The 25,374-nt window shown below is 70.7% G+C and carries 22 protein-coding genes; 15 read left to right on the top strand and 7 right to left on the bottom strand.

Going from position 1 to position 25,374, the window contains the following annotated elements:
- The first annotated feature begins 26 nt into the window (after positions 1-26).
- Positions 27-722 (top strand): L,D-transpeptidase family protein, encoded by a 696-nt coding sequence (locus tag QO011_RS36950; protein WP_307283922.1) that lies wholly within the window; start codon positions 27-29, stop codon positions 720-722.
- Here QO011_RS36950 and QO011_RS36945 read toward each other — a convergent pair.
- Together QO011_RS36945 and QO011_RS36940 are read right to left on the bottom strand one after the other, a co-directional pair.
- Positions 691-1,656, bottom strand: a complete 966-nt coding sequence (locus tag QO011_RS36945) for an SDR family NAD(P)-dependent oxidoreductase (RefSeq protein ID WP_307283921.1) — start codon at positions 1,654-1,656, stop codon at positions 691-693. The genes QO011_RS36950 and QO011_RS36945 overlap by 32 nt on opposite strands.
- A 107-nt stretch (positions 1,657-1,763) precedes the next feature.
- On the bottom strand, positions 1,764-2,522 hold the full coding sequence (locus QO011_RS36940; RefSeq protein WP_307283918.1) for an SDR family NAD(P)-dependent oxidoreductase: 759 nt from the start codon (positions 2,520-2,522) through the stop codon (positions 1,764-1,766).
- A 164-nt stretch (positions 2,523-2,686) separates the two neighbouring features.
- On the opposite strand from QO011_RS36940, the gene QO011_RS36935 reads away from it, so the two are divergent.
- Positions 2,687-3,622: an AraC family transcriptional regulator gene (locus QO011_RS36935; protein WP_307283914.1), complete on the top strand. Its 936-nt coding sequence runs from the start codon at positions 2,687-2,689 to the stop codon at positions 3,620-3,622.
- A gap of 261 nt (positions 3,623-3,883) precedes the next feature.
- Here the strand turns inward: QO011_RS36935 and QO011_RS36930 are convergent, their stop codons facing one another.
- Positions 3,884-4,918 carry a LacI family DNA-binding transcriptional regulator gene (locus QO011_RS36930; RefSeq protein ID WP_307283911.1) on the bottom strand — a complete coding sequence of 345 codons (1,035 nt, stop codon included), beginning with the start codon at positions 4,916-4,918 and terminating at the stop codon, positions 3,884-3,886.
- 223 nt (positions 4,919-5,141) lie between these two features.
- Here QO011_RS36930 and QO011_RS36925 point away from each other — a divergent pair, with 223 nt between their 5' ends.
- Genes QO011_RS36925 through QO011_RS36915 form a run of 3 tightly spaced genes read left to right on the top strand, consistent with a single transcriptional unit; the run spans position 5,142 to position 8,040 of the window.
- Entirely contained in the window at positions 5,142-6,284 is a 1,143-nt protein-coding gene (locus tag QO011_RS36925; protein WP_370882068.1) for an aminotransferase class V-fold PLP-dependent enzyme, read from the top strand.
- Positions 6,281-7,303 (top strand): succinylglutamate desuccinylase/aspartoacylase family protein, encoded by a 1,023-nt coding sequence (locus QO011_RS36920; RefSeq protein WP_307283907.1) that lies wholly within the window; start codon positions 6,281-6,283, stop codon positions 7,301-7,303. Before QO011_RS36925 ends, QO011_RS36920 begins: the two co-directional genes overlap by 4 nt.
- Positions 7,300-8,040 (top strand): MBL fold metallo-hydrolase, encoded by a 741-nt coding sequence (locus tag QO011_RS36915; protein ID WP_307283904.1) that lies wholly within the window; start codon positions 7,300-7,302, stop codon positions 8,038-8,040. The genes QO011_RS36920 and QO011_RS36915 overlap by 4 nt, the downstream gene beginning before the upstream one ends.
- Here the strand turns inward: QO011_RS36915 and QO011_RS36910 are convergent.
- The 4 genes from QO011_RS36910 to QO011_RS36895 all read right to left on the bottom strand — a co-directional run bounded on the left by QO011_RS36910 (position 8,001) and on the right by QO011_RS36895 (position 12,714).
- The gene (locus QO011_RS36910) at positions 8,001-9,038 is read right to left on the bottom strand and encodes a pyridoxal-phosphate dependent enzyme (RefSeq protein ID WP_307283901.1); all 1,038 of its coding nucleotides are present in this window, start codon (positions 9,036-9,038) and stop codon (positions 8,001-8,003) included. The two genes, QO011_RS36915 and QO011_RS36910, sit on opposite strands and share 40 nt — an antisense overlap.
- Before the next feature lie 11 nt (positions 9,039-9,049).
- Entirely contained in the window at positions 9,050-9,547 is a 498-nt protein-coding gene (locus tag QO011_RS36905) for a RidA family protein (RefSeq protein WP_307283898.1), read from the bottom strand.
- A gap of 456 nt (positions 9,548-10,003) precedes the next feature.
- Complete coding sequence (locus tag QO011_RS36900) at positions 10,004-11,314, bottom strand: replication-associated recombination protein A (protein ID WP_307283891.1); 1,311 nt, start codon at positions 11,312-11,314, stop codon at positions 10,004-10,006.
- Entirely contained in the window at positions 11,311-12,714 is a 1,404-nt protein-coding gene (locus QO011_RS36895) for a Do family serine endopeptidase (protein WP_307283887.1), read from the bottom strand. The genes QO011_RS36900 and QO011_RS36895 overlap by 4 nt, the downstream gene beginning before the upstream one ends.
- A 322-nt stretch (positions 12,715-13,036) precedes the next feature.
- Between QO011_RS36895 and QO011_RS36890 the strand changes: the two genes are divergently transcribed.
- The 10 genes from QO011_RS36890 to QO011_RS36845 all read left to right on the top strand — a co-directional run bounded on the left by QO011_RS36890 (position 13,037) and on the right by QO011_RS36845 (position 25,372).
- A complete protein-coding gene (locus QO011_RS36890; protein WP_307283884.1) occupies positions 13,037-14,188 on the top strand; it encodes a trans-sulfuration enzyme family protein in 1,152 nt (383 codons plus the stop codon).
- Complete coding sequence (locus tag QO011_RS36885; RefSeq protein ID WP_307283881.1) at positions 14,185-15,363, top strand: NAD(P)/FAD-dependent oxidoreductase; 1,179 nt, start codon at positions 14,185-14,187, stop codon at positions 15,361-15,363. The genes QO011_RS36890 and QO011_RS36885 overlap by 4 nt, the downstream gene beginning before the upstream one ends.
- Positions 15,360-15,707, top strand: coding sequence for a RidA family protein (locus QO011_RS36880; protein ID WP_307283878.1), 348 nt, complete (start codon positions 15,360-15,362; stop codon positions 15,705-15,707). The genes QO011_RS36885 and QO011_RS36880 overlap by 4 nt, the downstream gene beginning before the upstream one ends.
- Before the next feature lie 129 nt (positions 15,708-15,836).
- A complete protein-coding gene (locus QO011_RS36875; RefSeq protein WP_307283873.1) occupies positions 15,837-17,537 on the top strand; it encodes an ABC transporter substrate-binding protein in 1,701 nt (566 codons plus the stop codon).
- Between the two features lie 167 nt (positions 17,538-17,704).
- On the top strand, positions 17,705-18,655 hold the full coding sequence (locus tag QO011_RS36870) for an ABC transporter permease (RefSeq protein ID WP_307283871.1): 951 nt from the start codon (positions 17,705-17,707) through the stop codon (positions 18,653-18,655).
- A 10-nt stretch (positions 18,656-18,665) separates the two neighbouring features.
- Positions 18,666-19,685 carry an ABC transporter permease gene (locus QO011_RS36865; protein ID WP_307283869.1) on the top strand — a complete coding sequence of 340 codons (1,020 nt, stop codon included), beginning with the start codon at positions 18,666-18,668 and terminating at the stop codon, positions 19,683-19,685.
- A 9-nt stretch (positions 19,686-19,694) separates the two neighbouring features.
- Positions 19,695-21,770: a dipeptide ABC transporter ATP-binding protein gene (locus QO011_RS36860; RefSeq protein WP_307283866.1), complete on the top strand. Its 2,076-nt coding sequence runs from the start codon at positions 19,695-19,697 to the stop codon at positions 21,768-21,770.
- Positions 21,763-23,193, top strand: a complete 1,431-nt coding sequence (gene hydA, locus QO011_RS36855) for a dihydropyrimidinase (protein ID WP_307283865.1) — start codon at positions 21,763-21,765, stop codon at positions 23,191-23,193. Before QO011_RS36860 ends, hydA begins: the two co-directional genes overlap by 8 nt.
- A complete protein-coding gene (locus QO011_RS36850; RefSeq protein ID WP_307283862.1) occupies positions 23,178-24,101 on the top strand; it encodes a nitrilase-related carbon-nitrogen hydrolase in 924 nt (307 codons plus the stop codon). Before hydA ends, QO011_RS36850 begins: the two co-directional genes overlap by 16 nt.
- The gene (locus QO011_RS36845) at positions 24,101-25,372 is read left to right on the top strand and encodes a hydantoinase/carbamoylase family amidase (RefSeq protein ID WP_307283860.1); all 1,272 of its coding nucleotides are present in this window, start codon (positions 24,101-24,103) and stop codon (positions 25,370-25,372) included. The genes QO011_RS36850 and QO011_RS36845 overlap by 1 nt, the downstream gene beginning before the upstream one ends.
- The last annotated feature ends 2 nt before the right edge of the window (positions 25,373-25,374 follow it).

Below are 25,374 nucleotides of genomic sequence, written 5' to 3'. Positions count from 1 at the left end.
GAACGGGACAGGGGGAACTCCGGGTCATGATCATGGACGCTGGGATTGCCGCTGCGCGCAAAATGGACGAGGTGGCTCGGCAAGGGCTTCTCAACCGACGGTCGTTCCTGGCAGGCTCTGCCGCCTCTCTCGGCGCGCTGGCGCTGGGCGGTTGCGCGACCGACGGCATGAGCCTTGCCGAAGCGGAGAAGGTCTACGGGCCGGTGCCGGACGAGAAATTCCCGATTCCGGCGGCCGATGTCAGCAAGCTCAATCCGAAATATTATCGCCGGACGGTCAGCTACGACAGCAAGGAAGCGCCCGGCACGATCATCGTCGATCCCGGCAAATACTACGTCTACCGCATCGAAGGCGACGGCAAGGCCACCCGCTACGGCGCCAATGTCGGCCGAGCCGGATTCCTGTGGAGCGGCGAAGCCTATGTCGGGCGCAAGGCCGAATGGGCCACCTGGACGCCGCCCAAGGAGATGATCCAGCGCCAGCCTGAGGCGGGCAAATACGCCGCCGGCATGCCGGGAGGGCTCGACAATCCGCTCGGCGCCCGCACGCTCTATCTCTATCAGAACGGCGTCTACACGCTCTACACCATATACAGCACCCGCATCGCCCAATCGATCGGGACCGGCGTTACGAGCGGCTGTACCGGCCTGCTCAGTCAGGACATGATCGATCTCTATTCGAAGACGCCGGTCAAGACGAAGGTGATCGTCCTGCCGGCCTAGGCACCGACGACAGCAAGGCGCGCGTCTCGGCGACAACGCGGTCCTGGAACGCCGGGTCGCGGACGAGCGTCGACCCGGGCATCGGGCGGCCGCCTTCGTCGTAGTAGATGCCGGTCCGACCGGACTCGTCGAGCAGGATTTTTGCGACCACGCGCGCGGCTCGCTTCGGGGTGCTCAGGAACGTCATGAAGGGCATGAGCAGCGGCACGAGCAGCGGAATGATGGAGCGCGACAGCAGCCGCACGAAGGCGTTGGCGTCGCGCGCGAGGCCGGTGGTCGGATTGACGCCCGGCTCGACCGCGTTGAAGCGCAGCCGCGGCGTGTCGCGGGCGAACGCCATCGCCGTGGCGAGGGTGCACTGCTTCGACGTGGCGTAGGCGTCCGCGCCCGGCATCCTGGAGCCGCCCGGTTTCCACTCGCCGCGCGCGCACGCTTCCGCCGAGATATAGCGGCCGCCGCGGAAGCCGACGGCCTTCGCCGGCCTGCGCTCGGGATCTTCCACGGCAGACGCGACGAAGACGACGTTCGCGCCATCGGCAAGATGCGGCGCGAGCGCCTCGGTCAGCGCGAACGGGCCGAGGTGGTTCGTCGCGAACGTCATGTCCCAGCCCAGGGCGTTCTTCGTCGGATGCACCTGCATGATGCCGGCGTTGTTGACCAGGCCGGCGATCGGAAGACGCAGCGCGATGATCTCAGCGGCCGCGCGCCGCACGCTGGCGATATCCGACAGATCGCACACGACCGAAACCGCGTGCCGTCCCTGTCGCTCGATGGCCGTCTGCACCTCGGCGAGCTTGCTCCGGTTTCGGCCGACCAGCACGACCGTGCCGTGCCTGGCCAGCTCGAGCGCCGTGGCACGACCGATGCCGGAGGTCGGCCCGGTGACGACGCAGGCCGGACGGTCCGCAGGATATTTCGGAGGTGTTGCCGACATCGTGCCTCCTGCATCTTCAAGCGAACCGACACTCGGCTCGCGCGAAGAAAATGCGTAAGAACAAAGAGTTGCAGCAAAATGCTGTCTCCGCCCAAGCGCGCCTTGCCCTAGATGTGAACCCCGCCCGCGACTTCGATCCGCTGGGCGTTGACCCAGCCGAAATCGTCGGAGAGAAGCGCCGCGATCACCGGCCCGACATCGTCGGGCACGCCGACGCGGCCGAGCGCCGTGTGATCGGCGACCGCCTTGTTGACCTGCGGATTGTCGCGGACGATGCCGCCGCTGAAATCGGTGGCGATGGCGCCCGGCGCGACGACGTTGACGGCGATCCGGCGCGGTCCCAGCTCCACGGCCATGGACCGGGTCAGCGCTTCGACGGCCGCCTTGATCGGGCCGTATCCGATACGGTTGGGCATGGCGAAGCGGGCCAGGCCCGAGGAAATGTTCACGATGCGGCCGCCGTCGTCGATGAGCGGCAGCAATTTTTGCGTCAGGAACAGCACGCCCTTGAAGTGGACGGAATAGAGCGCGTCCATCTCCGCTTCGGTTATGGTCTCGAGGCTCGCACCGGATGAAATGCCGGCATTGTTGACGAGGTAATCGAAACGCTCGGCTCCGAGTTCTGCCAGCGCCGCGCGCACATGGCCCGCGAAGCCGTCGAAGGCGCCGACATGGCCCGTGTCGAGCTGCAGGGCGATCGCCCGCGCGCCCGCTTCGGCGGCAAGCGCCACGACCTTGTCGGCTTCTGCACGATTGGCGTTGTAGGTGAATATCGAGCGGACGCCTCGCCTGGCGAGGCAAAGCACCGCGCTGCGGCCGATTCCCCGGCTGCCGCCGGTGACGATTGCGATCTTACCGTTTGACATGACGGATCTTTCTGCTGACGCCCTGCGTTTCAACGCCGGTTGTTCCGCTTCACTATGACGCCCCCAGGCCGGCGGACGGAATGCCGGAACTCTCCTGTTTCTTGCCTATTCCTGCTCGAGCGGATAGTCTCGCCGTGGCTCCAGCATGAGAGGAACGATCGGCCGTGCCGGATCAATTGGCGGAAGCGCTCCTGCGCTACACGGACAGGCAGCCCGGAGAGAGCCCCTTCCGAACGGCGATCGACGGATTGGCCATCCTGCGATCGGACCGTCCGAAGCCGCCGACCCACATGATCTCCAGGCCGGCCATGTGCATCGTCGCGCAGGGTGCGAAGTGGGCGACGTTCGGCGGCAATCGGCTCGAGTACAGGGCGGGGCAGGCCCTCGTGGTCGGCGTCGAGACGCCCTCGATCGGCCGGGTCGTCGAAGCGACCCCCGACGAGCCCTGTCTCGTCCTCGCCTTCGAGCTGGACCTTGCGATCGTGCGGAGCGTCGCGGAGGGGCTGGATGCGCCGCCGAGGGCGAGCGGCGAGCCCGGCCGCGGCGTCTTCGTGACGGATTTCCAAGGCCCGCTGGCCGATTGCGCGCTGCGCCTGGTCCGCCTGCTCGATACGCCCAAGGCGATTCCGACGCTCTACCCCGTCATCATGCGCGAGATCTGCTATTGGCTCCTCACCGGCCCGCATGGCGGAGACGTCGCCAGAATGACGCTGGCGAACAGCCCTTCGCAGCGGGTGATCGGCGCCATGCACAGCTTGCGAAGCCGGTTCAGGGAGACGGTTCGGATCGAGGACCTGGCCGCGATCGCGCAGATGAGCCCCTCGGCCTTCCACCGTCAGTTCAAGGCGCTGACGTCGTTGACGCCGCTGCAATATCAAAAGCAGCTCCGCCTGCTGGAGGCGCGCCGGCTGATGATTTCACGCGCCGTCAACGTCGAGGCGGCGTCCTTCCAGGTCGGCTATGAAAGCCCGTCGCAGTTCAGCCGCGAATATGCCCGCACGTTCGGCGCGCCGCCAAAACGGGATGCGGAGCGAATGCAGATCATGCTCCGGGACGATCGCGCGCCGGCGGGCGCGGAGCTGGTGGCTGAGGACGCGTGAAACGCGCCAACCCCAGCCCCGTCAGGCCCTGTCCTGCCGTTCGGACGAGTGCGCACGACGCCCGCGGGGAACCCCTCTCCCGACTGGGAGAGGGGTAGGGGTGAGGGACTGGACTTCACTAGAATGGGTGAAGCATTTTACGCACCGTTGCTTCAGCCGATACCTCTTTGGTGACGCGTTTAGCCCCTCACCCCTGCCCCTCTCCCGGTCGGGAGAGGGGTTGCGCGCGTCTCATCTGAAGCACTTGTTCCCCAACGACGCCTAGCGCCCCCGCGCCTGCACCGAGCCGCGCTGCACCAGGGCGCCGGGAAGCAGCACGGGCCGTCCCGCCGCCTCGCCGTCGCGCCGGGTCAGCAGCCGCACGGCCGCCTCGATCATCGTCTCCACCGGCTGGGCGAAGGTGGTCAGCGCATAGGTCGGCCAGGCCGCCAGCGGGATGTTGTCGAAGCCGACGACCGAGATGTCCTGCGGCACCTTCAGGCCGAGGCCGAAGCGCAGCGCGTCCATGCCGCCGAGCGCCATGATGTCGTCGGCGAAGAAGATCGCGTCCGGACGGGTGCGCCCGAGCTCGAGGGCGGCGGCATAGCCGCCCTCATAGGTGTATTCGCCGGTGTCGAGCCGGCCGAACAGGGGCACGCCGTGCTCCGCCAGGGCGGCGGCGAAGCCGCGTCCGCGCGCGATGCTGGTGGCGGAGTCGGGCCTGCCGCCGACGAAGGCGGGACGCCGGTGGCCGAGCTGGATGAGGTGCTGGGCGATGGCGCGTCCGCCCGCCTCGTTGTCGCAGGAGACGCTCGGCAGGTCGAGGTCGGGGATGGTGTAGCTGAAGGGCAGCACCATGCGGCCGGCCTCGGCCCAGCGGCGCGCCATGCTCTCGGAGATGGTGCCGGTCGTCACCACGACCGCATCGACATTGTACTGCAGCAGCCGCGGCAGCTGCGCGTCGATCTGCTGGCCCGAGGGCACGCTGAACAGCAGGGCCTGCAGCCCCATCTGCTGGAGGCGCCGGGTCAGCGGCGCCAGCACCGAGACGTAGAAGGGATTGGCGAGATTGGCGGTGAGGATGCCGACGATGCCGCTGCGCCGGGTGGTGAGCGAGCGGGCGATGACGTTGGGCTGGTAGCCGAGCTCGCGGGCCGCCTCCAGCACCTTGGCCCGCATCGTCGGCGAGATGGTGGCCCCCTCGCTGAAGGCGCGCGAGATGGTCGACTGGGAGATGCCGAGGGCCTTGGCGAGCTGGCGCCCCGTCAGGGGCGTCCGCTGCTCCGACGCTCCGTCCTCGATCCCGTCCCCGGCCATGTCGCCTTCTCTCGCCGCGCTGAATACCGATGCAGAGATCTACAGCATGCCGACGCGCCCGACCATCCCCGGCAGGCAATGCCCGCTGGCGGAGCCGACGGCAATCGCTTGTTGCATCCGGATGCAAGATTGGTTTTGATAGCTGGCCAGGCGCGGGGAGGACAGCGTGACGGACATTCTCGCCAGACTCGGGCTGCGGCCCGTGATCAACGCCTCCGGAACGATGACGGTGATCGGCGCTTCCAGCGCCCGGCCCGAGGCCATCGCCGCCGCGGCCGAGATCCTGCCGCGCTTCGTCGAGATCGACGCGCTGCAGCGGGCGGCCAGCCGGGCCATCGCCCGGGCCTGCGGCGCCGAGGCGGGCTTCGTCACCGCTTCGACCGCGGCGGCCATGACCCTGGCGGTCGCGGGCGCCATGACCGGCCTCGACCGCGCCGCGATCGCACGGCTGCCCGACAGCGCCGGGCTGAAGAACCGGGTGGCGCTCCTGGCCGGGCACCGCATCTCCTACGGCGCTCCGGTCGAGCAGGCCGTCCGCCTCGCCGGCGCCGAGATCGTGCCCGTCGGCCAGGCGACGTCGGCCGCCGAGTACGAGCTCGCCGCGGCGCTGGACGAGCGGACCGCCGCGGCGCTCTACGTCGTCTCGCACCATGCCGTGCAGACCGGCATGATCGCGCTGCCGCGCTTCGCCGAGATCGCCCGTGCCCGGGGCGTGCCCGTCATCGTCGACGCCGCCGCCGAATACGACCTCACCGGCTTCCTGCAGGCCGGCGCCGACCTCGCCCTCTATTCCGCCCACAAGTTCCTGCGGGCGCCCACCGCCGGCATCGTCGCCGGCCGGCGCGATCTCGTGCGCGCCGCCTATCTCCAGAACGGCGGCATCGGCCGCGGCATGAAGGTCGGGAAGGAGGGCATCGCCGGCACCATCGCTGCGCTGGAGGCCTGGGCGCGGACCGACCACGAGGCGGAGCGCCGGCGCGAGAGGCGCCTGCTCGGCCTGTGGCAGGGCGCCCTCGCCGGCCGTGCCGGCGTCCTCGCGGCCATCGTCGCCGACCCCACCGGCAATCCCGTCGAGCGCCTGCGGGTCACGCTGCTGCCGGGCGAGGCCGCAACGACCGCCTGGGACCTGACGAGCTTCCTGGCCGCCGGCACGCCCTCGATCGCCGTGCGCGCCGAGACGCTGGAGCACGGCTGTTTCGAGCTCGATCCCTGCAATCTCGACGCCGACGAGGCCCGGCTGGTGGCCGAGCGTCTCCAGGCCGCGCTCGACGCCCGCCCGGGGCCGACGCCCTATGCTGCCTGGCGCAGCGCCCGCGAGGCGGAGATCTGGGACATCGACGAGCCGTCGCCGGAGACCGGCCGATGAAAGCCGCGACGGGCACCCGCCTCACCGCCGACATCGCCTTCGAGGGCGGGGGCAAGCGGCAGGGCTATATCCGCCTGCCGCTCTCCACCCATGACTCCGCCTATGGCTTCGTGCCGATCCCGGTGGTGGTGATCGCCGGAGCGCCCGGCCCGACCACGCTGCTGACCGCCGGCAATCACGGCGACGAGTATGAGGGCGAGGTGGCGCTGGCCAATCTCGCCCGCGCGCTCTCGCCGGACGACATTGCCGGCCGGCTGGTGATCCTGCCCGCCCTCAACCTGCCGGCGGCGCTGGCCGGCCGGCGCGTCTCCCCCATCGACGGCGGCAACCTCAACCGAGCCTTTCCCGGCGATCCCGCCGGCGGCGCCACCGCGCAGATCGCCTGGTATGTCGAGCGGGTGCTGATGCCGCTGTGCGACGTCGCCTGCGACCTGCATTCCGGCGGCAGCTCGCTGCACTACCTGCCCTCCACCGTGATCCCGCACTGGGCGGATCCGGCGCGCTTCCGCCGCTCCCTCGCCCTGGTGTGGGCCTTCGCCGCCCCGCATGCCTATGTGCTGGACGAGCCGGAGGCCGATGCGCCGACATTGCTGGGCGCCGCCGCGCGCGGCGGCAAGCTGTTCCTCGGCACCGAGCTCGGCGGCTCCGGCACGCTGGGCGCGGCGACGCTCGCCGTCGCCGAGGGCGGGCTGCGACGCCTGCTCGGTCATCTCGGCCACCTGCCCGAGGCCGCAGCCGAGAGCCCGCCAGTCCGGATCCTGCGCGTCGGCGGCGCCGACTATTTCGTCCATGCCGACGACGACGGCGTGGCCGAGCCGCTGGTCGAGCTCGGCGAGGACGTGGCGGCCGGCCAGCCGGCGGCGCGCATCCACACCCCGGAGAAGCCCTGGGCCGAACCCGTGACGCTGCGCTTCGCCCGAGCCGGCATGGTGCTGTGCCGGCGGGCGCCGGCGCGCGTCAAGCGCGGCGACTGCCTGTTCCATCTCGGCACCGACTCGCCTTGGCCGGAGCCGGCATGAAGCTCGACGACGACATCCACCTGGTGATGAGCGGGGCGCTCGGCCTCGACCTGACCGGCAGCCTGGATTGCAACGCCTATCTCGTGCGGGCGGGCGAGGGCTGGCTGATGTTCGATGCCGGCGCCGGCCGCGGCACTGCGGCGGTGCTGGACGGGCTGCGGCGCGAGGGCATCGATCCCGGCCGGATCCGGGCGCTGTTCCTGACGCACGGCCATGCCGACCACTCCGCCGGGGCGGCGGCCGTGCGCGCCGCGCTGGGGTGCCCCGTCATGTCAGGCGCGGCGACGGCGCGGATGGTGTCGGCGGGCGACGAGGCGGCGATCAGCCTGACCGCAGCGCGTGCGGCCGGCGGCTATCCCTCCGACTTCGTCTATGCCGGCTGCCCCATCGAGCGCAGCGTCGACGACGGCGAGCGGCTGGCCTTCGACGGCGCCACAGTCACGGCGCTGGCCACGCCCGGCCACAGCCACGACCACATGGCCTATCTCGTCGAGACCGACGGACGGCGGATCCTCGTTTCCGGCGATGCGCTGTTCCCAGGCGGCAAGGTCAGCGTGCAAGACATCTACGACTGCAGCATCAGCGCCATCTGCGGCTCGATCCGGCGCCTCGGCACGCTCGCCTTCGACACGCTCCTGCCTGGCCACGGCGCGCCGTCGCTGCGCAATGCGCAGCGCCATGCCGAGGCAGCGATGGCCTATGTCCGCCGGCTGGCCTGCCCGCCGTCGATCCCGTAGCCGAATTCGCCGGCATGGGCGAAGAGGCCGGGCAGGCCGCCGGTGTGCACGAAGACCACGCTGTCGGAGGGCCCGAGGGCGCCGCGCCGGATGGCGGCGATCATGCCGGCCGCGGCCTTGGCGGTGTAGGTCGGCTCGAGCAGCACGCCCTCGGTGCGGGCGAAGAGCTCGATCGCCTCGATCACGGCCGGGGTTGCCGGCAGGCTGAAATCGGCGCGCTGGCTGCCGTCGATGGTCACGTCCGCGGCGCTCGGACGATGATCGATGCCGAGCAGGTCGGCGCAGCGTTCGGCATAGGCCAGCACCTGCGCCTTTGCCTCGTCGGCGGGCGCGGCGACGGAGACTCCGATGACGGCGGCCTCGAGCCGCATCGCCCGCAGTCCCAGCGCCAGCCCGGCGGTGGTGGGCGCGGCGCCGGTGGCGATGAAGACATGCACGGGGCCGAGACCGAGCGCGCCAAGCTGGCCCGTCAACTCCTCGGCGGCCGCGACATAGGCGGCGGCGCCGAGCGTGCCGGTGCGGCCGGGATGATAGACGAGATAGGGCCGGTGGCCGGCGGCGGCAGCCTCGCCGCAGAGCCGGTCGAGCTCGGCCTTCAGGGCGGGATCGAAGCGGTCGGCGATCGGCGTGGTGCGGATATCCGCGCCGAGCACCTCGAAGAGGAAGCGGTTGCCGGCCAGCTCGGTCGGGCCGGTGACGCCGGTCAGCAGCAGGATCGGCTTCATGCCGAGCCGGTTGGCGCCGGCCGCCAGCTCCCGCAGCTTGTTGGACTGCTCGCCCGCCGAGGCGACGACGGCTGTCGCGCCGGCCGCCGCGGCGTCGCCGAGGACGAACTCGAAGATCCGCGTCTTGCTGCCGCCGACCGACAGCCCGGAGAGGTCGTCGCGCTTGATCCAGATCCGCGGACCGCCGAGCGCGGCGCCGAGGCGCGGCGCCTCCTGCAGGGGTGTCGGGAAATGGCCGAGGCGAACCCGCGGCAGGTGGTCGACGAGGCCCATCGCCCGCTCCTTCACTGCACCGCGATCACGGCTTCGATCTCGACGGTGATCCGGCGCGGCAGCGAGCTCACGCCGACGGCCGTGCGCGCATGGCGGCCGGCGTCGCCGAACACCTCGAAGAACAGGTCCGAGCAGCCGTCGATCACGGCGGAATGCTCGGCGAAGTCCGGCGTGGCATTGACCATGCCGAAGATCTTGACCACGCGCCGCACGCGCTTGAGGTCGCCCAGCGCGTCGTGCATGACGGCGATCAGGTTGAGGCCGGTCAGGCGCGCATGGGCATAGGCCTCGGGCATGCCGACATCCGCCCCGACCTTGCCGGTATGGAGCTGCCCCCCTGCCCCGGTCGGGCCCTGGCCGGACAGGAAGACCAGCCGGCCCTCGCGGATGGCGGGCCGGAAATTGGCGATCGGGGTCGGCGCCGCCGGCAGGCTGAGCCCGAGCGCGTGCAGCCGCGCATAGGGATCGCGCGCCGATGCGGGCCTCTCGTCTTCCGTCGGTGCCTGCATGGCCGCTCGTCCCGCATCAGGGCGAGAGCGGTCCGCCGAGCCCTGCGGCCGGCCCGAACCGTCGGGCAGGCGGCAGGCCGGCAGCTCGCCTCGCCGAGCCCGGCCGATGCTCCAGGGCCGCCGGCCGGGCGACGGAAGGAGCATAGGCACGGCTGCATCCGGATGCAACGAAAACTCTGCATCCGGATGCAGAATGAATGGCGGCGCGAGGCCGTCGGCCGACACGGTCCTTTGAGGAATAAGTGCTTCAGATGAGACGCGCGCAACCCCTCTTCCGGCCGGGAGAGGGGCAGGGGTGAGGGTCTAAACGGGTCACCAAAGAGGTATCGGCTGAAGCAACGGCACGCAAAATGCTTCGCCCATTCTGGTAAAGTCTAGTCCCTCACCCCTACCCCTCTCCCAGTCGGGAGAGGGGTTCCCCGCGCTACTTCGATTCAATTGTTCACCAACACGTCCTCAGCCCTCGCCCCGCTCCTTGCGCAGCTTGTCCCACCACTCCATGCGCTTCCTCACCTCGCGCTCGAAGCCGCGTTCGACCGGCTGGTAGAAGCTGCGTCGGCCCAGGGCCTCGGGAAAATAGTTCTGGCCGGAGAAGGCGTCGGGCTCGTCGTGGTCGTAGCGATAGCCCGTGCCGTAGCTCTCCGCCTGCATCAGCTTGGTCGGAGCGTTGAGGATGATCTTGGGCGGCATCAGCGAGCCGCCCTGCCTGGCTGCCTGCATCGCCGCCTTGTAGGCGGTGTAGGTGGCGTTCGACTTCGGGGCGGTGGCGACGTAGACGACCGCCTGCGCGATGGCGAGCTCGCCCTCCGGGCTGCCGAGGAAGTCATAGGCGTCCTTGGCGGCATTGGCGACGACCAGCGCCTGCGGGTCGGCCATGCCGATATCCTCCACCGCCATGCGCACCACCCGGCGGGCGATGAACAGCGGGTCCTCGCCGGCGTCGAACATGCGGGCGAGATAGTAGAGCGAGGCGTCGGGATCGGAGCCGCGCACCGACTTGTGCAGGGCGGAGATCAGGTTGTAGTGGCCGTCCTGGCCCTTGTCGTAGATCGGGGCGCGGCGCTGCAGCACCTCCTGCAGCACGGCCGACGTGAAGATCTCGCCGGGCTTGGCGGCGCGCCAGGCTTCCTCGGCGAGCGTCAGGGCGGCTCGGCCGTCGCCGTCGGCCATGCGCACCAGCGCGGCGCGAGCCTCGGCATCGAGCGGCAGCGCCCGGCCCTCCGCCGCCTCGGCATGGGCGAGGAGCCTCTCGATCGCCGCCTCGTCCAGCGCCTTGAAGGTCATGACGCGGGCGCGGGAAAGCAGCGCCGCGTTGAGCTCGAAGGACGGATTCTCGGTGGTGGCGCCGACCAGGGTGACGGTGCCGTCCTCCATGACCGGCAGGAAGCTGTCCTGCTGGGCCCGGTTGAAACGGTGGATCTCGTCGACGAAGAGCAGCGTGCCGCGGCCGGTCATGCGGCGGCCACGGGCGCTCTCGAACACTTTCTTCAGGTCGGCGACGCCGGTGAAGATGGCCGAGACCTGCTCGAAGCCGAGCTTGGTGACGCCGGCGAGCAGCCGCGCCACGGTGGTCTTGCCGGTGCCGGGCGGGCCCCAGAAGATCAGGCTGCCGAGCGAGCCGGACTCGATCAGCCGGGTCAGCGCCCCGTCGGGGCCGACGAGATGGTCCTGGCCGACCACGTCGGCCAGCGTCTTCGGCCGCAGCCGGTCGGCCAGCGGGCGCGGGGCGTCGCGGTCCATGCCGGCGGCGGCGAAGAGGTCGCTCATCCCCCGAACACCGAGGTGATCTGGCGCCCGTCGCGGCTGATGGTGACTCGCCAGAGCGCGCGGGACTGGCCGGCGAGGCGCGCCAGGGCCTTGGCGTTGGCCACGGCCTGGCCGTTGACGGCGACCACCACGTCCTTCTTCTGGAAGCCGAGCGAGCCGGCGGTGCTCTGCTCGTCGACATCGGTGATGACGACGCCGTTGGCATTGAGGTCGAGGCCGAGGGCATCGGCGACCGCCGGCGAGAGATTGGCGACCGTCGCGCCGGCCAGCGGCGACGGCCCCGCGAGCTTGGTCTCGTCGCTCGGCGTGGTCTCGGCCGCCGCCGACAGGGGCACCTCGACGGCGACGTGCTGGCCGCGGCGCAGCACGTCGAGCTTGGCGACACCGCCGAGCGGCTGGGTGGCGAAGCGATAGCCGAACTCGTCGGGATCGGCGATGGCGACGCCGCCGATGCCGACGATGAGGTCACCGGTCGCCAGGCCCGCCGTGGCCGAGGGGCCGGCCTGGGCGATCTCGGCCACCAGGGCGCCCGACGGCCGGTCGATGCCGAGCGACTCGGCGATCTCCGGCGTCACCGCCTGCAGCGTGGCGCCGAGCCAGGGCCGCCGCACCGTCTTGGAGCCGGCCTTGGCGCTGTCGAGCACCACCCGCACCATGGCGGCTGGGATGGCGAAGCCGATGCCGATGCTGCCGCCGGAGCCGGAGACGATGGCGGTGTTGATGCCGACCAGCCGGCCGGACATGTCGACCAGGGCGCCGCCGGAATTGCCGGGATTGATGGCCGCATCCGTCTGGATGAAGGACTGGAAGTTGGAGGAGCCGACCTGGCTGCGGGCGAGCGCCGAGACGATGCCCGAGGTGACGGTCTGGCCGACGCCGAAGGGGTCGCCGACGGCGAGCACGAGGTCGCCGACCTCGAGCGAATCCTCGGGCGCCAGCGGCAGGGTGGCGAGCGCACCCTTGACATCCTTGAGGCGCAGCACCGCGAGGTCGGCGCGCTGGTCCTTGAGGATGACGTCGGCCTGCAGCTCGCGCTTGTCGGCGAGCGCGACCTTGACCTGCGTGGCGTCGGCGATGACGTGGTAATTGGTGACGACCAGGCCGTCGGCCTCGACGATCACGCCCGAGCCGAGCGAGCGCTGCACCCGGGTGCGCGGCTCGGCGTCGCCGCCGCCGCCGAAGAACTGCCGGAAGAAGGGATCGTCGAACAGCGGGTTGGGCCGGGTGCGCTCGACATGCTCGGCATAGACGTTGACCACTGCCGGCGTCACCCGCTTGACCACCGGCGCGAAGGAGAACTGCGCCTCTCCCGGTGAGCCGGGCACGACGCGCTGCACCTCCTCGGCGGCGGCAGGCAGCGTCACGGCGAGCAGGGCGGCGGCGAGGACGAGACGGCGCATGGGCGGGCTCCGGGCAGCGGATATGCCGGATATATCGACTGCAACGGCGCGAAAAAAGGGCGATGTCCGCCCGGGTTGCGGCTTGCCGGTCCTCATCCGCGGCGAAGGGCGGCCGGCGCGGGCCGCCGACACGGCTCCGCAGCCTGCGCCGCGGCACCGGCGATGCCGCGCTCCCCGCCGCCCCGGCCATCGCGGCCGACCAGCCTGGCTAAAAATGCATCTGCTTTGCCGATATTAAATGCGCGACAAATTCAATTTTCAAATGCATGATGGTGCCATAGAGTGAAACTTTCCGAGATCGTGCCGGTCGAGAGAAGGCCTGATGTCTCACACGCCCCCTGCCCTCACCCCGCAGACCCTGCTGGCGCAGGCCCTGGGCTGGATCGACGAGGAGACCGACGCGCTCGGGCCGGCGATCCGCCCGGCCACGACCTTCCTGCGCGACCCGGCCGATCTCGGCCGCGCCGGGCGCAGCTTCACCCGCGACGACAACCCGACCTTCCTGCAGGCGGAGGCGCTGCTCGCGGCCTTGGAGGGCGGCGAAGGCGGCCTGTTGTTCTCCTCGGGCATGGCGGCGGCGACCGCGGCCCTGCACACGCTGCGGCCGGGCGCCCATGTCGTGGTGCCGACGCGGCTCTATTCCGGCCTGCGCCACTGGCTGGCGACCCACGGCGCCGCCTGGGGCCTCGCCGTCACCGAGGCCGACTATGGCGACCTTGCCGGACTGAAGGCGATCCTGGATGCGCGTCCGGCCGACCTCGTCTGGATCGAGACGCCGGCCAATCCGCTCTGGCACGTCTCGGATATCTCGGCCGTCAGCGAGCTGGCGCATGGCTGCGGCGCCCTGGTCGTCGCCGACAACACGGTGGCGACGCCGATCCTCACCCGCCCGATCGAACGGAGCGTCGACCTCGTCCTGCATTCCGGCAGCAAATATCTCAACGGCCATGCCGACGTCGTCGCCGGCGCCCTGGTCGCGGCGCCCGGACAGGGGGCGCTGCTGCGCCGGCTGGCGGCGATCCGCAACGATTACGGCGCCGTGCTCGGGCCGTTCGAGGCCTGGCTGCTGCTGCGCGGCATGCGCACGCTCAAGCTGCGGATGGAGACGATCTGCCGCAACGCCCTGGCGATCGCCGGCATGCTGCAGGACCATGCCGGCGTGGTCGAGGTGCTCTATCCCGGCCTGGCGAGCCATCCCGGCCATGGGCTGGCCGCGACGCAGATGTCCAGCGGCTTCGGCGGCATGCTCTCCTTCCGCGTCGCCGGCGGCGAGCCCGCGGCGCATCGCGTCGCCGGCGCGGTCCGGACCATCCGCCAGGCGATCTCCTTCGGCGGGCTGGAGACGGTGATCGAGATCCGGCGCGGCATGGAAGGGCCGCAGAGCCACACGCCGCCGGACCTGCTGCGGCTGTCGGTCGGCATCGAGGCGGCGGAGGACCTGATCGCCGACCTGACCCAGGCGCTCGCGGCATGAGCGCCGCCGAGACCGGCACGGCGGACGTCCTCGTCGTCGGCGGCGGCATCGCCGGCGCGGGCGCGGCCTATGAGCTCGCCGCCCTCGGCTCCGTCATCCTCCTGGAGCGGGAGAGCCAATGCGGCATCCACGCCACCGGACGGTCGGCCGCGAGCTTCACCGAGAATTACGGCAACGGCGTCATCCGCCGTCTGGCCATGGCGAGCCGGGCCTTCCTCACCGATCCGCCTGCCGGCTTCTGCGACCACCCGCTGCTCAGCCCGCGCGGCATGCTCACCATCGCCCGCGCCGACCAGGTGGCGCTGCTGGCGCTGGAGCTGGAGCGCGCCCGCGCTCTGGTGCCGACGATCGTGGCGATCGACCCCGCCGAGGCGATCGCCCGGGCCCCGGTCCTGCGGCCGGACTACGTGGCCGGCGCCATCCTCGAACCCGACGCCAGGGATCTCGATGTCAACGGCCTGCACCAGGGCTTCCTGAGGGCCGCCAGGGCCCGCGGCGCCCGCATCCTCGTCAAGGCGGAGGTGGAGGCGATCGCGCGAGAGGGCGGGCGCTGGAGCGTGACCACGCCGGCCGGCCGCTTCTCGGCGCCCATCGTCGTCAACGCCGCGGGGGCCTGGGCGGACGCGGTCGCGGAGCTGGCCGGCGTGCCCGCCCTCGGGCTGGTGCCGAAGCGGCGCACGGCCTTCAACATCCCGGTGCCGGCGGGCATGGATATCGCCGGCTGGCCCCTGGTCAACGATGTCGGCGAGGAGTTCTACTTCAAGCCCGATGCGGGCCAGCTCTTCGTCTCGCCGGCCGACGCGACGCCGAGCCCGCCGATGGACGCCTATCCCGACGATCTCGACGTCGCCATCGGCGCCGACCGGCTGGAACGAGCGACGGTGCTGACGGTCGGCCGCGTCTCCCATGCCTGGGCCGGGCTGCGCACCTTCGCCGCCGACGGCTCGCCGGTCGTCGGGCCGGACGAGGCCGCCGAAGGCTTCTTCTGGCTGGCCGGGCAAGGCGGCTACGGCATCAAGACCTCGCCCGCCCTCTCCCGCGCCTGCGCCGCGCTGATCCGCGACCGGCGGCTGCCGGACGACCTGACGGCGCTGGGCCTTTCCCTCTCGGACCTGTCGCCGGGGCGCCTGCGCCGCGGCGGCCCCGCTTCTCCCCAACCGGACCTCACGCCATGACCATCACGCGCTTCGAAAACGGCACACGCTATTGCCGCGCCCTCAGCCATAACGGCACCGTCTACCTCTCCGGCATGACGGCGGACGACACCTCGGGCGACACCGTGCAGCAGACGCGCGACACCCTGGCCAAGATCGAGCGCTATCTCCAGCTCGCCGGCTCGGACAAGTCCAAGCTGCTCAGCGCCGTGATCTGGCTCCGGGACATCGCCGATTTCGAGCTGATGAACAGCGTCTGGGACCGCTGGATCGACCCGGCCGCCATGCCGGTCCGGGCCACCGTCGAGGCGCGCCTCGCCGGCGACGCCTACCGCGTGGAGATCATGGTGGTGGCGGCGGCCTGACCCGCCGCCGGACGACGATCCCGCTCCGCCGGGCGCGGAACGGACAGCGCGAGCCGGCCTCCAAGAGCCGGCCGCGGCCGAGACCAGAGATCAATGATCAAATATCGAAGATCAGACGAGGGGAACGACATGACCGATATCAAAGAGCATTCCCTGCTTCCCGGGCTGAAGGAGCAGCTCGGCAAGGGGCAGATGGATCGCCGCGAGTTCATCCGCTTCGCCGCGCTGCTCGGCGTCGGCGCGAGCGCCGCCTATGCCATGGCCGGCCTCCCGTCGCCGGCCCTGGCGGCCGACAGCCTGCCCTTCCCGCCGGCCGATCCCGCGGCCAAGGCCGGCGGCACGCTGCGCGTCGGCCAGATCGTCGCCAAGATGGAGGATCCGGCGACCTATAGCTGGAACGAGATGTCGAACCAGTCGCGGCCGATCATCGAGTACATGACCATGGTCGGCCCGGACAATATCGTCCGGCCGATGCTGATCGAGGCCTGGGAGCCGTCGGCGGACCTCAAGACCTGGACGCTGCATGTCCGCAAGGGCGTGATGTGGCACAATGGCGAGGAGCTCACCGCCGACCACATCGCCTGGAACATCCGCCGCTGGACGGATTCGGCCAATGGCTCGTCCAATCTCGGCCTGTCGACCTTCGGGGCGCTGGCCGAGGCGACCGGCGACAAGGACGCCAAGGGCAAGCCGGTGCGCAAGCCCGCCAGGAACGGCGTCGAGGTCGTCGGCAGCCACACGCTGCGCCTCAACCTGTCGAAGCCGGTGCTGTCGGTGGCCGAGGACTGCGCCGAATATCCCGCCCTGATCGTGCATCCCTCGTTCAAGGCGCCGTTCTCCGACCATCCGATCGGCACCGGGCCCTATACGCTGGCGGAGCTGAAGGTCGGCGAGCGCTGCGTCCTCAAGCGCGTCGCCAAGACCACCGACGGCAAGGATTTCCGCTACTGGGGCGGCGATGTCTATCTCGACGAGATCCATTTCTACAATTACGAGCAGGACAACCAGACCGCCGCGCTCGCCTCCGGCAGCGTCGATGCGATCTACGAGCTGACGGTCGAGCAGCTCGAGCTGGCCCGGTCGATCGACGGCGCCCAGATCCTCTCCGTCGAGACGGCCCAGACCCTGTGCTGCCGCATGCAGGTCGACGCCAAGCCCTTCGACGACATCCGCGTCCGGCGGGCGATCGTCAAGGCGGTCGACAATGCCGCCGTCAAGGCCCTGGTCTTCCCCGAAGGCGGCGGCGTCGCCTACAATTTCCACGTCGCCCCGGTCCATCCCGACTATTTCCCGCTTCCCGAGCTCGCCCGCGACGTCGAGGGCGCCAAGCAATTGCTGAAGGAAGCCGGCTATGAAAAGGGCCTGGACCTCACCATCGACGTCGGCAACACCGACGGCCCCTGGCATCAGGCGGTGTGCGAGGCCCTGCGCGACCAGTTGAAAGATGTGGGCATCAACCTTGCCGTCAACGTGATGCCGACCACCAAGTTCTGGGAGGTCTGGGACAAGACCCCGTTCGGCGCCACGTCCTGGGCGCATCGCCCGCTCGGCACCATGGCGCTGGCCCAGGCCTACCGCACCGGCGTGCCGTGGAACGAGAGCCATTTCTCGGACCCGGAGTTCGACAAGGCCCTGTCGGAGGCCGAGGCGACCATCGACGTCGCCGAGCGCAAGGCCAAGATGGAGAAGGTCGAGCGGATCCTCCAGGACGCGGCGGTGATGGTCGAGCCGCTCTGGCGCCCGGTCTACAACCTGGCCTCCGCCAAGGTGCACGGCTACAAGCCCCACCCCGCCCGCCAGATGCAGCTGACCAAGGTCTGGATGAGCTGACGCAAGGAAGTATCGGCGAACAAATGAAATGAAGGTGGCGCGGGAAACCCCTCTCCCGACTGGGAGAGGGGTCGCGCGCCTCAGGTGACGCATTTGTTCGCGGATACTTCGTAAGCAGTCCCCCACTCCGCCCCGCCGCCCCCGCGGCGGGGCGCGGATCGGAGCGCATGGCACATCTCATCGTCCGCCGGCTGGCCCAGATGCTGCTGATCATGGCGGTCGTCACCCTGGCGCTGTTCGCCATCTTCGACAGCGACCAGTTCCGCAGGAAGGTCGCGGTCTCGGAACTGGGCGGCTTCGGGGTCGCGACCCTGTCGGAGCAGGACTACCAGGCCTGGCTGGACAAGAAGGGGCTGAACGCGCCCTTCGCCACGCGCTATGTCGAATGGATCGGTGCCATCTTCCGCGGCGACCTCGGCCGCTCGATCGAGAAGAACGTCGAGGTCTCGACCCTGCTGAAGGAAAGGCTGGCCAACACCGCGATCCTGGCCGGCTTCGTCTTCCTCATCATGATCCCGGTGTCGCTGACGCTGGGCGTGCTTGCCGGGATGCGCGAGGGCTCGATCCTGGACCGGGTGATCTCCATCTTCGCCGTCATCACCACCTCGATCCCGCAGATCGCCACGGCGGTGCTGCTGACGGTGGTGCTGGCGCTCGGCCTCAACTGGGTGCCGACCAAGTCCGCCATGGTCAATGGCTGGTCGTTCCGCGAGCTGCTGCTGCCGCTCCTGACGCTGCTGCTCTACGACATCGGCTATGTCGTGCGCATGACCCGGGCCGCCATGGCCGAGGTCATGACCTCGCACTACATCCGCACCGCCATCCTCAAGGGCCTGCCCTACCGCCGGGTGATCCTGCGCCACGCGCTCCGGAACGCGCTGATCGTGCCGTTCACCCTGATCTTCCTGCAGCTCAACTGGCTCCTGTCGGAGGTGGTCGTCGTCGAGGTGTTCTTCCAATATTCCGGGTTTGGCCGGATGCTGTTCGACGCGACCATGTATGGCGACATCCAGGTGGTGCAGGCGGCGACGCTGGTGGCGGTCTTCGTCGCCGTCATGTCGCAGCTCCTGTCCGACATCGGCTACGTCATCCTCAACCCGCGCGTGCGGTTCGGCTAGGAGCATCGCGATGACCGCCAGCGCCGAACAGAGCCTCGTCAAGCCGCCGCTTCGGCTCGCCACCCCTCGACGGGTCGTCGCCCTCCTCGCCCTGGTCTGGCTGCCCCTGATGGCCCATGTGATGCTCGGCCGCTCCCTCGGACGGCTCGACGACTACGTGCTGCTGCCCGCCATCCCGGCCGTGATCGCGCTCTACGCCATGGCGCTGCACGCCTGGCGCGAGTCCTGGGTGACGATCATCGGCGCCACCCTGGTGTTCTTCTGGCTGCTGATGGCGGTGGCGGCGCCCTACCTGCCGCTGCCGGACCCGAACAAGCCGCTCGCCCCCTATGCGCCGCCGGGCACGGTCCGGAACGGCGTCACCTTCCTGCTCGGCGCCGACATGCGCGGCCGGGACGTGCTGTCGCGCACCATCTGGGGCTGCCAGCGCGTGCTGGTCTGGGGCATCACCGCGACGACGGCGGCCTATGTCGTCGGCGCCGCGCTCGGCCTCGTCGCCGGCTATCTCGGCGGCTGGTGGGACGAGGTGGTCTCCTTCCTCGGCAACGTCCTCCTCTCCTTCCCGGTGATGGTGCTGTTCATCCTGGTGCTGAACACGCTCGGCCAGAGCGGCTTCAACATCATCATCGCCGTCACCTGCTCGTCGGCCCCGGCGGTGATGCGCATCGTCCGCGGGCTGACCCTGGACGCGCGGTCGCGCGACTATATCCACGCGGCGCAGACCCGGGGCGAGCATCCCGTCTGGATCATGGTGGTGGAGCTCCTGCCCAATGTGCGCGGGCCGATCATCGTCGATGCCTGCCTGCGCCTCGGCTACACCACGGTCGCCATCACCACCCTGACCTTCCTCGGCCTCGGCCTGCAGCCGCCGGACCCGGATTGGGGCCTGATGATCAAGGAGGCCGCCACCGCCGCCCTGCTGTGGAAATTCGCCTACATGCTGATCGTGCCGGCGCTGTCGGTCTCCAGCCTGATCCTCGGCTTCAACCTGATGGCCGACGGGTTGCGCGAAATGAGCCTGCGGGACTGAGAGGGCACCATGGACACCAGCCCGGCCGCGGCAGCCATTCCGATCCTGGAGTGCCGGAACGTCTCGATCTCCTATGCCACGCGGGCGGGCGAGGTCCCGGCGGTGGTCGACTTCAACCTGAAGCTGATGCCCGGCGAAGCCCATGGGCTCGTCGGCGAGTCCGGCTGCGGCAAGTCCACCATCGCCCTGGCGGTGATGCGCTATCTCGGCCGGACCGGCCGCATCGTCGGCGGCCAGATCCTGTTCCAGGGGCGCGACATGCTCGCCATGGGCGCGGAGGAGCTGCGCCGGGTCCGCGGCGCCGAGATCGCGATGATCTACCAGGAGCCGATGGCCTCCCTCAATCCGGCCATGACCATCGGCGAGCAGCTCGCCGAGGTGCCGATCCATCACGAGGGCGTATCGCCGGCGGAGGCGATGGCCCGGGCGAAGGCGATGCTGGAGCGCGTGCGCCTCGCCGATTGCGAGCGCATCCTCAGCGCCTATCCCCACCAGATCTCGGGCGGGCAGCAGCAGCGCGTCGTCATCGCCATGGCGCTCCTGTCCAACCCCAAGGTGCTGCTGCTCGACGAGCCGACCACCGCGCTCGACGTCACGGTGGAGGCGGGCATCGTCGACCTCATCCGCGAGATCTCGGCCCAGCACGGCACGGCGATGCTCTACATCTCCCACAATCTCGGGCTGGTGCTGGAGACCTGCGAGCGCATCACCGTGATGTATGCCGGCGAGGCGGTGGAGACCGGGCCGGTGCGCGCCGTGTTCGGCGGCATGCGCCACCCCTATACGCGCGGCCTGTTCGCCTCGATCCCGGTGCCCGGCGCCGACAAGAACAGCCGCCCGCTGCTGGCGATCCCGGGCCAGCTGCCGCCGCCCCTGGCCCGGCCGCCGGGCTGCAGCTTCGGGCCGCGCTGCGAATTTTTCGCCGGCGGGCGCTGCGACGCCGCCCCGGTGCCGATGGCGGGGCTGGCGGGCGAGCCCGACCATGCCTCGCGCTGCCTGCGGGTCGACGAGATCGCCTGGGCCGATGCCGCCGCCCGCGGCGCCGGCCGGCCGGCGGTAGTGCCGGGCGAGGTGATCCTGCGGGTCGACGACCTCAGCAAGCGCTACGAGCGCGTGCGGGCCAACCAGGACGTGAGCTTCGAGGCACGCGGCGGCGAGACCGTGGCAATCGTCGGCGAGTCCGGCTGCGGCAAGTCGACCTTCGCCAAGATCCTGATGGGCCTCGACCAGGCGACGTCCGGCTCGATCACCCTGGCGGGCCTGGAGCTTGGCCGGCTGCCGGTGGGACGCCGCAGCGCCCGCACCATCCGCAGCCTGCAGATGATCTTCCAAAACCCGTTCGACACGCTCAACCCCAGCCACACCGTCGGCGCCCAGATCGCCCGCGTCATCCGCAAGTTCGGGGTCGAGACCGACGAGGCCCGGATCCGGCAGCGCGTCTTCGAACTGCTCGACCTGGTCAAGCTGCCGCGGGAATTCGCCGAGCGCCGGCCGCGCCAGCTCTCCGGCGGCCAGAAGCAGCGCGTCGGCATCGCCCGGGCCTTTGCCGGCAATCCCGCCCTGGTGGTGGCGGACGAGCCGGTCTCCGCCCTCGACGTCTCGGTGCAGGCCGCGGTGACCGAGCTCCTGATGGACATCCAGCGCCAGGAGGGCACGACCCTCCTGTTCATCAGCCACGACCTCTCCGTCGTGCGCTATCTCTCCGACCGCGTCGTCGTGATGTATCTCGGCCGGATCATGGAGCAGGGCCGGACGCCGGACATCTTCGCCCCGCCCTACCATCCCTATACCGAGGCGCTGCTGTCGGCCGTTCCGATCGCCGATCCCCGGGTGAGCAAGCGCCGGGTGCTGCTGACCGGCGAGCTCCCCTCGCCCTCGGACCCGCCGCCCGGCTGCCCGTTCTCGACCCGCTGCCCGCATGTCATCGCCGGCACCTGCGACCGGCTGCCGCCGCCGGTCCAGAGCTTCGCGCCGGACCACAGCATCGCCTGCCACCTGCCGCGCGAGCACTTGCTGGCGATGGCCCCGGTCTTCGCGATCGACGAGGCCGGTCCCACCAAGGATGAGAGGACCGTCGATGCATGAGAGGGTGATCAAAGGCGGGCGCGTCGCGCTCGACACGGGCTGGGCCGAGGTCGATATCGGCATCGAGGGCGGGCGGATCGCCGCGCTCGGGGCAGGCCTTGCCGGCGCCGAGACGATCGAGGCCTCCGGGCTCTGGGTGCTGCCGGGCGGCATCGACGCCCATTGCCACCTCGACCAGCCGTCCTGGGGCGGCGCCGACACGGCCGACGATTTCGGCTCCGGCACGATCACCGCCGCCTTCGGCGGCACCACCTGCGTGGTGCCCTTCGCCATGCCCGGCCCCGGCATGACCGCGCTCCAGGCCCTCGACCGCTCGCTCGCCTGCGCCGCCGGGCGGTCCTTCGTCGATTACGGCCTGCACGGCGTCGTCACCGAAGGCACCGGCGGCGATGTCGGCGCGCAGCTCGCCCGGCTGGCCGAGCGCGGCGTCCCCTCGGTCAAGGCCTTCATGACCTATGAGGGCTTCGCCGTCTCCGACGACCGGCTGCTCGGCGTGATGGACGCGGCGCGGGCGGAAGGCATGATCGTCATGGTCCATGCGGAGAACGACGCCGCCATCCGCCGCACGCAGCAGCGCCTGGTCGAGAGCGGCCGGACGGCGCTGCGCTACCACGCGGTCGCGCATGCCGAGGCGATCGAGCGCGAGGCCACGCACCGGGCCATCACCCTGGCCGAGATCGCCGGCGCCCGGCTGGTGGTGGTCCACGTCTCCTGCGCCCAGTCGGCAGAGGAAGTTTCGCGAGGGCGCCGGCGCGGCGCCGACGTGATCGGCGAGACCTGCCCGCAATACCTGCTCCTCACCGCGGCCGATCTCGACCGGCCGGCCATCGACGCCGCCCGCTTCGTCTTCTCGCCGCCGCCGCGCTCCAGCGCCAGCCAGGCGCATCTGTGGCAGGCGCTGGCGGCAGGCGATCTCGGCCTGTGGTCGTCGGACCATTCGCCCTACCGCCTCGCCGACAAGCTGCCCGACGCCGCCGCGCCTGCCTTCCACAAGGCGGTCAGCGGCGTGCCGGGCCTGGAGACGCGGCTGCCGATCCTGTTCTCCGAAGGGCTCCTGACCGGCCGCCTGACGCTTCAGCGCTATCTCGACCTCGCGAGCCGCGCCGCCGCCGATCTCTACGGCCTCGCGCATGCCAAGGGGCGGATCGCCGTCGGCCTCGACGCCGACCTGGCGCTCTGGGATCCGCAGCGGCGCTGGCGGGTGCGCCGCGACGACCTCCATTCCGGCGTCGACTTCACGCCCTATGAGGGGCTGGACCTCACCGGCAAGCCCGTCACCACCCTCGTCCGCGGCATCCCGGTCGTGGCCGACGGCGTCCTGCAACCCGCCTCTCCTTCCGGCCGCTTCGTGCCGCGCAGCCGCGCGGAAGCCGGCAGTTTCAACAAGCCTCTCGAGGACACGACACCATGGATCGACATCTGACGCTGGCCGTCTGCCAGACCGGCCCGGTTCAGCGCAGCGCCACCCGCGCCGAGACCGTGGGCCGGCTGGTCCATCTCCTGGAACGGGCGGCAGCCGCCGGAGCCGAGCTCGCCGTCTTCCCGGAAATGGCGCTGACCACCTTCTTCCCGCGCTGGACGCTGGACGAGAGCGAGATCGAAGGCTTCTACGAGGAGCGGGTGCCGGGGCCGCAGACGCAGCCTCTGTTCGACGCGGCGCGCCGGCTCAGGCTCGGCTTTGCGCTGGGCTATTCCGAGATCGCCGACGAGGACGGCCGCAAGCGGCGCTTCAACACCATGGACCTCGTCGACGCCGACGGCAGCCTGGTCGGGCGCTACCGCAAGATCCACCTTCCCGGCTCGGAGGCGTCGGAAGCCGGCACGACGGTCCATCTCGAGCGGCGCTATTTCGAGCCCGGCAATCTCGGCTTCCCCGTCTTTGCCTATCGCGGCGCGCGCATCGGGCTCGCCCTGTGCAACGACCGGCGCTGGCCGGAGACCTACCGGATGCTGTGCCTCAACGGCGCCGAGGTGGTGCTGATCGGCTACAACACGCCGGCGGTGCTGGCGGAGGCACCGACCCTCGATCATCTGCGCATGTTCCACAACCATCTGCCGATGCAGGCCGGCGCCTACCAGAACACGGTCTGGGTGGCCGCCGCGGCCAAGGCCGGCGTGGAGGAAGGGCAGGCCCTGATCGGCGGCTCCTGCATCATCGCCCCGACCGGGGAGATCGCGGCGCTGGCCGTGTCGGTCGACGACGAGGTCATCGTCCATCGCGCCGATCTCGGCCTGATCGATACCTGCCGGCGGGTCAATTTCGACTTCGCCCGCTATCGCCGGCCGAGCGAATACGGCCTGATCGCCGAGCGTGCGGGGCCGGTCGCCTGATGCCGGACCGCCCTCTGACGCGCAGCGAGCGCCTGACGCGACGGCTCCTGGCCGAGCTGGCGCAGGCCTCGGCCGATCCGCCCGGCGTGACGCGCGAGGCCTATGGCGCGCGCGAGCAGGGCGCCCATGACCGCGTGCGCCGCGAAGGAGAGGCGCTCGGCGCGCTCGCTCGCGTCGATGCGGCCGGCAATCTCTATCTGACGCTCCCCGGCCACGAGCGCGGCCTGCCGGCCCTGGTCATCGGCTCGCACCTCGACAGCGTCCCGCATGGCGGCAATTATGACGGCGCGGCCGGCGTCCTGGCCGGGCTGGCCGTGCTGTCGGACCTTGCCGAAGCGCGTTTCGTGCCGCGCCGCGACCTCGTCGTCATGGCGATCCGGGCGGAAGAGGCGGCCTGGTTCCCGCTCTCCTATCCCGGCAGCGAGGCGGCCCTCGGCCGGCTGCCGCCCGCAGCGCTCGAGGCCCGGCGCTCCGACACCGGACGGACGCTGGGCCAGCACATGCTGGAGGCCGGCTTCGACCCCGAGCCGATCCGGCGCGGCGTGCCGCAGATCCCAGCCGGCGCCATCGCCGCCTTCGTCGAGGTGCATATCGAGCAGGGGCCGCGCCTCCTGGCAAAGGGCTGCCCGGTCGGCCTCGTCACCGCCATCGCCGGCGGCGTCCGCCATGTCGATGCCGCCTGCTTCGGGGCCTATGGCCATTCCGGCGCCGAGCCGCGCTTTGCCCGGCGCGACGCCGTCCTCGGCTTCACCGACCTGGTGCGGGGGCTCGAAGCGGAATGGGACGCCCTGGAGGCGGAGGGGTCCGAGGCGACGATCACCATCGGCCGGGTGGAGTCCGATCCGACCCAGCATGGCGGCAGCCGCGTCCTCGGCGAATTGCGCTTCACCCTGGACCTGCGCAGCGAGCACCAGGCCGTGCTCGACCGCCTGCGCGCGAGCCTGCGACGCATCTGCGCCGAGGTCGCCACCAGGCGCGGCGTGCGCTTCGAGCTCGGGCCGGCCTTCACCTGGGCCCCGGCCCGGATGGCGCCCGGCCTGGTCGACAGGCTGGAGGCCGCGGCGGTCCGCGCCGGCCTGCCGGCGCCGCGGCTGCCGAGCGGCGCCGGCCACGACGCCGCCGCCTTCGCCGGCGCCGACGTCCCCAGCGCCATGGTCTTCGTGCGCAACCGCAACGGCAGCCACAATCCCGATGAGAGCATGGACGCCGCCGACCTCGACGCGGCGGTGCGCCTGCTCGTGCAGTTCGTCACAACCTTCGACGAGACGTGAGC

The organism is Labrys wisconsinensis, assembly GCF_030814995.1.
In the GTDB taxonomy this organism is placed as follows: Bacteria; Pseudomonadota; Alphaproteobacteria; order Rhizobiales; family Labraceae; genus Labrys; species Labrys wisconsinensis.
The sequence above is the reverse complement of the archived record's forward strand: the minus strand, read 5'-3'. Positions and strand labels throughout refer to the sequence as shown.

Excerpts from the sequence above, each read along its gene's own strand:
- QO011_RS36950 (WP_307283922.1), top strand. The coding sequence starts at position 27 with ATGATCATGGACGCTGGGATTGCCGCTGCGCGCAAAATGGACGAGGTG.
- QO011_RS36945 (WP_307283921.1), bottom strand. The coding sequence starts at position 1,656 with ATGTCGGCAACACCTCCGAAATATCCTGCGGACCGTCCGGCCTGCGTC.
- QO011_RS36940 (WP_307283918.1), bottom strand. The coding sequence starts at position 2,522 with ATGTCAAACGGTAAGATCGCAATCGTCACCGGCGGCAGCCGGGGAATC.
- QO011_RS36930 (WP_307283911.1), bottom strand. The coding sequence starts at position 4,918 with ATGGCCGGGGACGGGATCGAGGACGGAGCGTCGGAGCAGCGGACGCCC.
- QO011_RS36925 (WP_370882068.1), top strand. The coding sequence starts at position 5,142 with ATGACGGTGATCGGCGCTTCCAGCGCCCGGCCCGAGGCCATCGCCGCC.
- QO011_RS36920 (WP_307283907.1), top strand. The coding sequence starts at position 6,281 with ATGAAAGCCGCGACGGGCACCCGCCTCACCGCCGACATCGCCTTCGAG.
- QO011_RS36915 (WP_307283904.1), top strand. The coding sequence starts at position 7,300 with ATGAAGCTCGACGACGACATCCACCTGGTGATGAGCGGGGCGCTCGGC.
- QO011_RS36910 (WP_307283901.1), bottom strand. The coding sequence starts at position 9,038 with ATGGGCCTCGTCGACCACCTGCCGCGGGTTCGCCTCGGCCATTTCCCG.
- QO011_RS36905 (WP_307283898.1), bottom strand. The coding sequence starts at position 9,547 with ATGCAGGCACCGACGGAAGACGAGAGGCCCGCATCGGCGCGCGATCCC.
- QO011_RS36900 (WP_307283891.1), bottom strand. The coding sequence starts at position 11,314 with ATGAGCGACCTCTTCGCCGCCGCCGGCATGGACCGCGACGCCCCGCGC.
- QO011_RS36895 (WP_307283887.1), bottom strand. The coding sequence starts at position 12,714 with ATGCGCCGTCTCGTCCTCGCCGCCGCCCTGCTCGCCGTGACGCTGCCT.
- QO011_RS36890 (WP_307283884.1), top strand. The coding sequence starts at position 13,037 with ATGTCTCACACGCCCCCTGCCCTCACCCCGCAGACCCTGCTGGCGCAG.
- QO011_RS36885 (WP_307283881.1), top strand. The coding sequence starts at position 14,185 with ATGAGCGCCGCCGAGACCGGCACGGCGGACGTCCTCGTCGTCGGCGGC.
- QO011_RS36880 (WP_307283878.1), top strand. The coding sequence starts at position 15,360 with ATGACCATCACGCGCTTCGAAAACGGCACACGCTATTGCCGCGCCCTC.
- QO011_RS36875 (WP_307283873.1), top strand. The coding sequence starts at position 15,837 with ATGACCGATATCAAAGAGCATTCCCTGCTTCCCGGGCTGAAGGAGCAG.
- QO011_RS36870 (WP_307283871.1), top strand. The coding sequence starts at position 17,705 with ATGGCACATCTCATCGTCCGCCGGCTGGCCCAGATGCTGCTGATCATG.
- QO011_RS36865 (WP_307283869.1), top strand. The coding sequence starts at position 18,666 with ATGACCGCCAGCGCCGAACAGAGCCTCGTCAAGCCGCCGCTTCGGCTC.
- QO011_RS36860 (WP_307283866.1), top strand. The coding sequence starts at position 19,695 with ATGGACACCAGCCCGGCCGCGGCAGCCATTCCGATCCTGGAGTGCCGG.
- hydA (WP_307283865.1), top strand. The coding sequence starts at position 21,763 with ATGCATGAGAGGGTGATCAAAGGCGGGCGCGTCGCGCTCGACACGGGC.
- QO011_RS36850 (WP_307283862.1), top strand. The coding sequence starts at position 23,178 with ATGGATCGACATCTGACGCTGGCCGTCTGCCAGACCGGCCCGGTTCAG.
- QO011_RS36845 (WP_307283860.1), top strand. The coding sequence starts at position 24,101 with ATGCCGGACCGCCCTCTGACGCGCAGCGAGCGCCTGACGCGACGGCTC.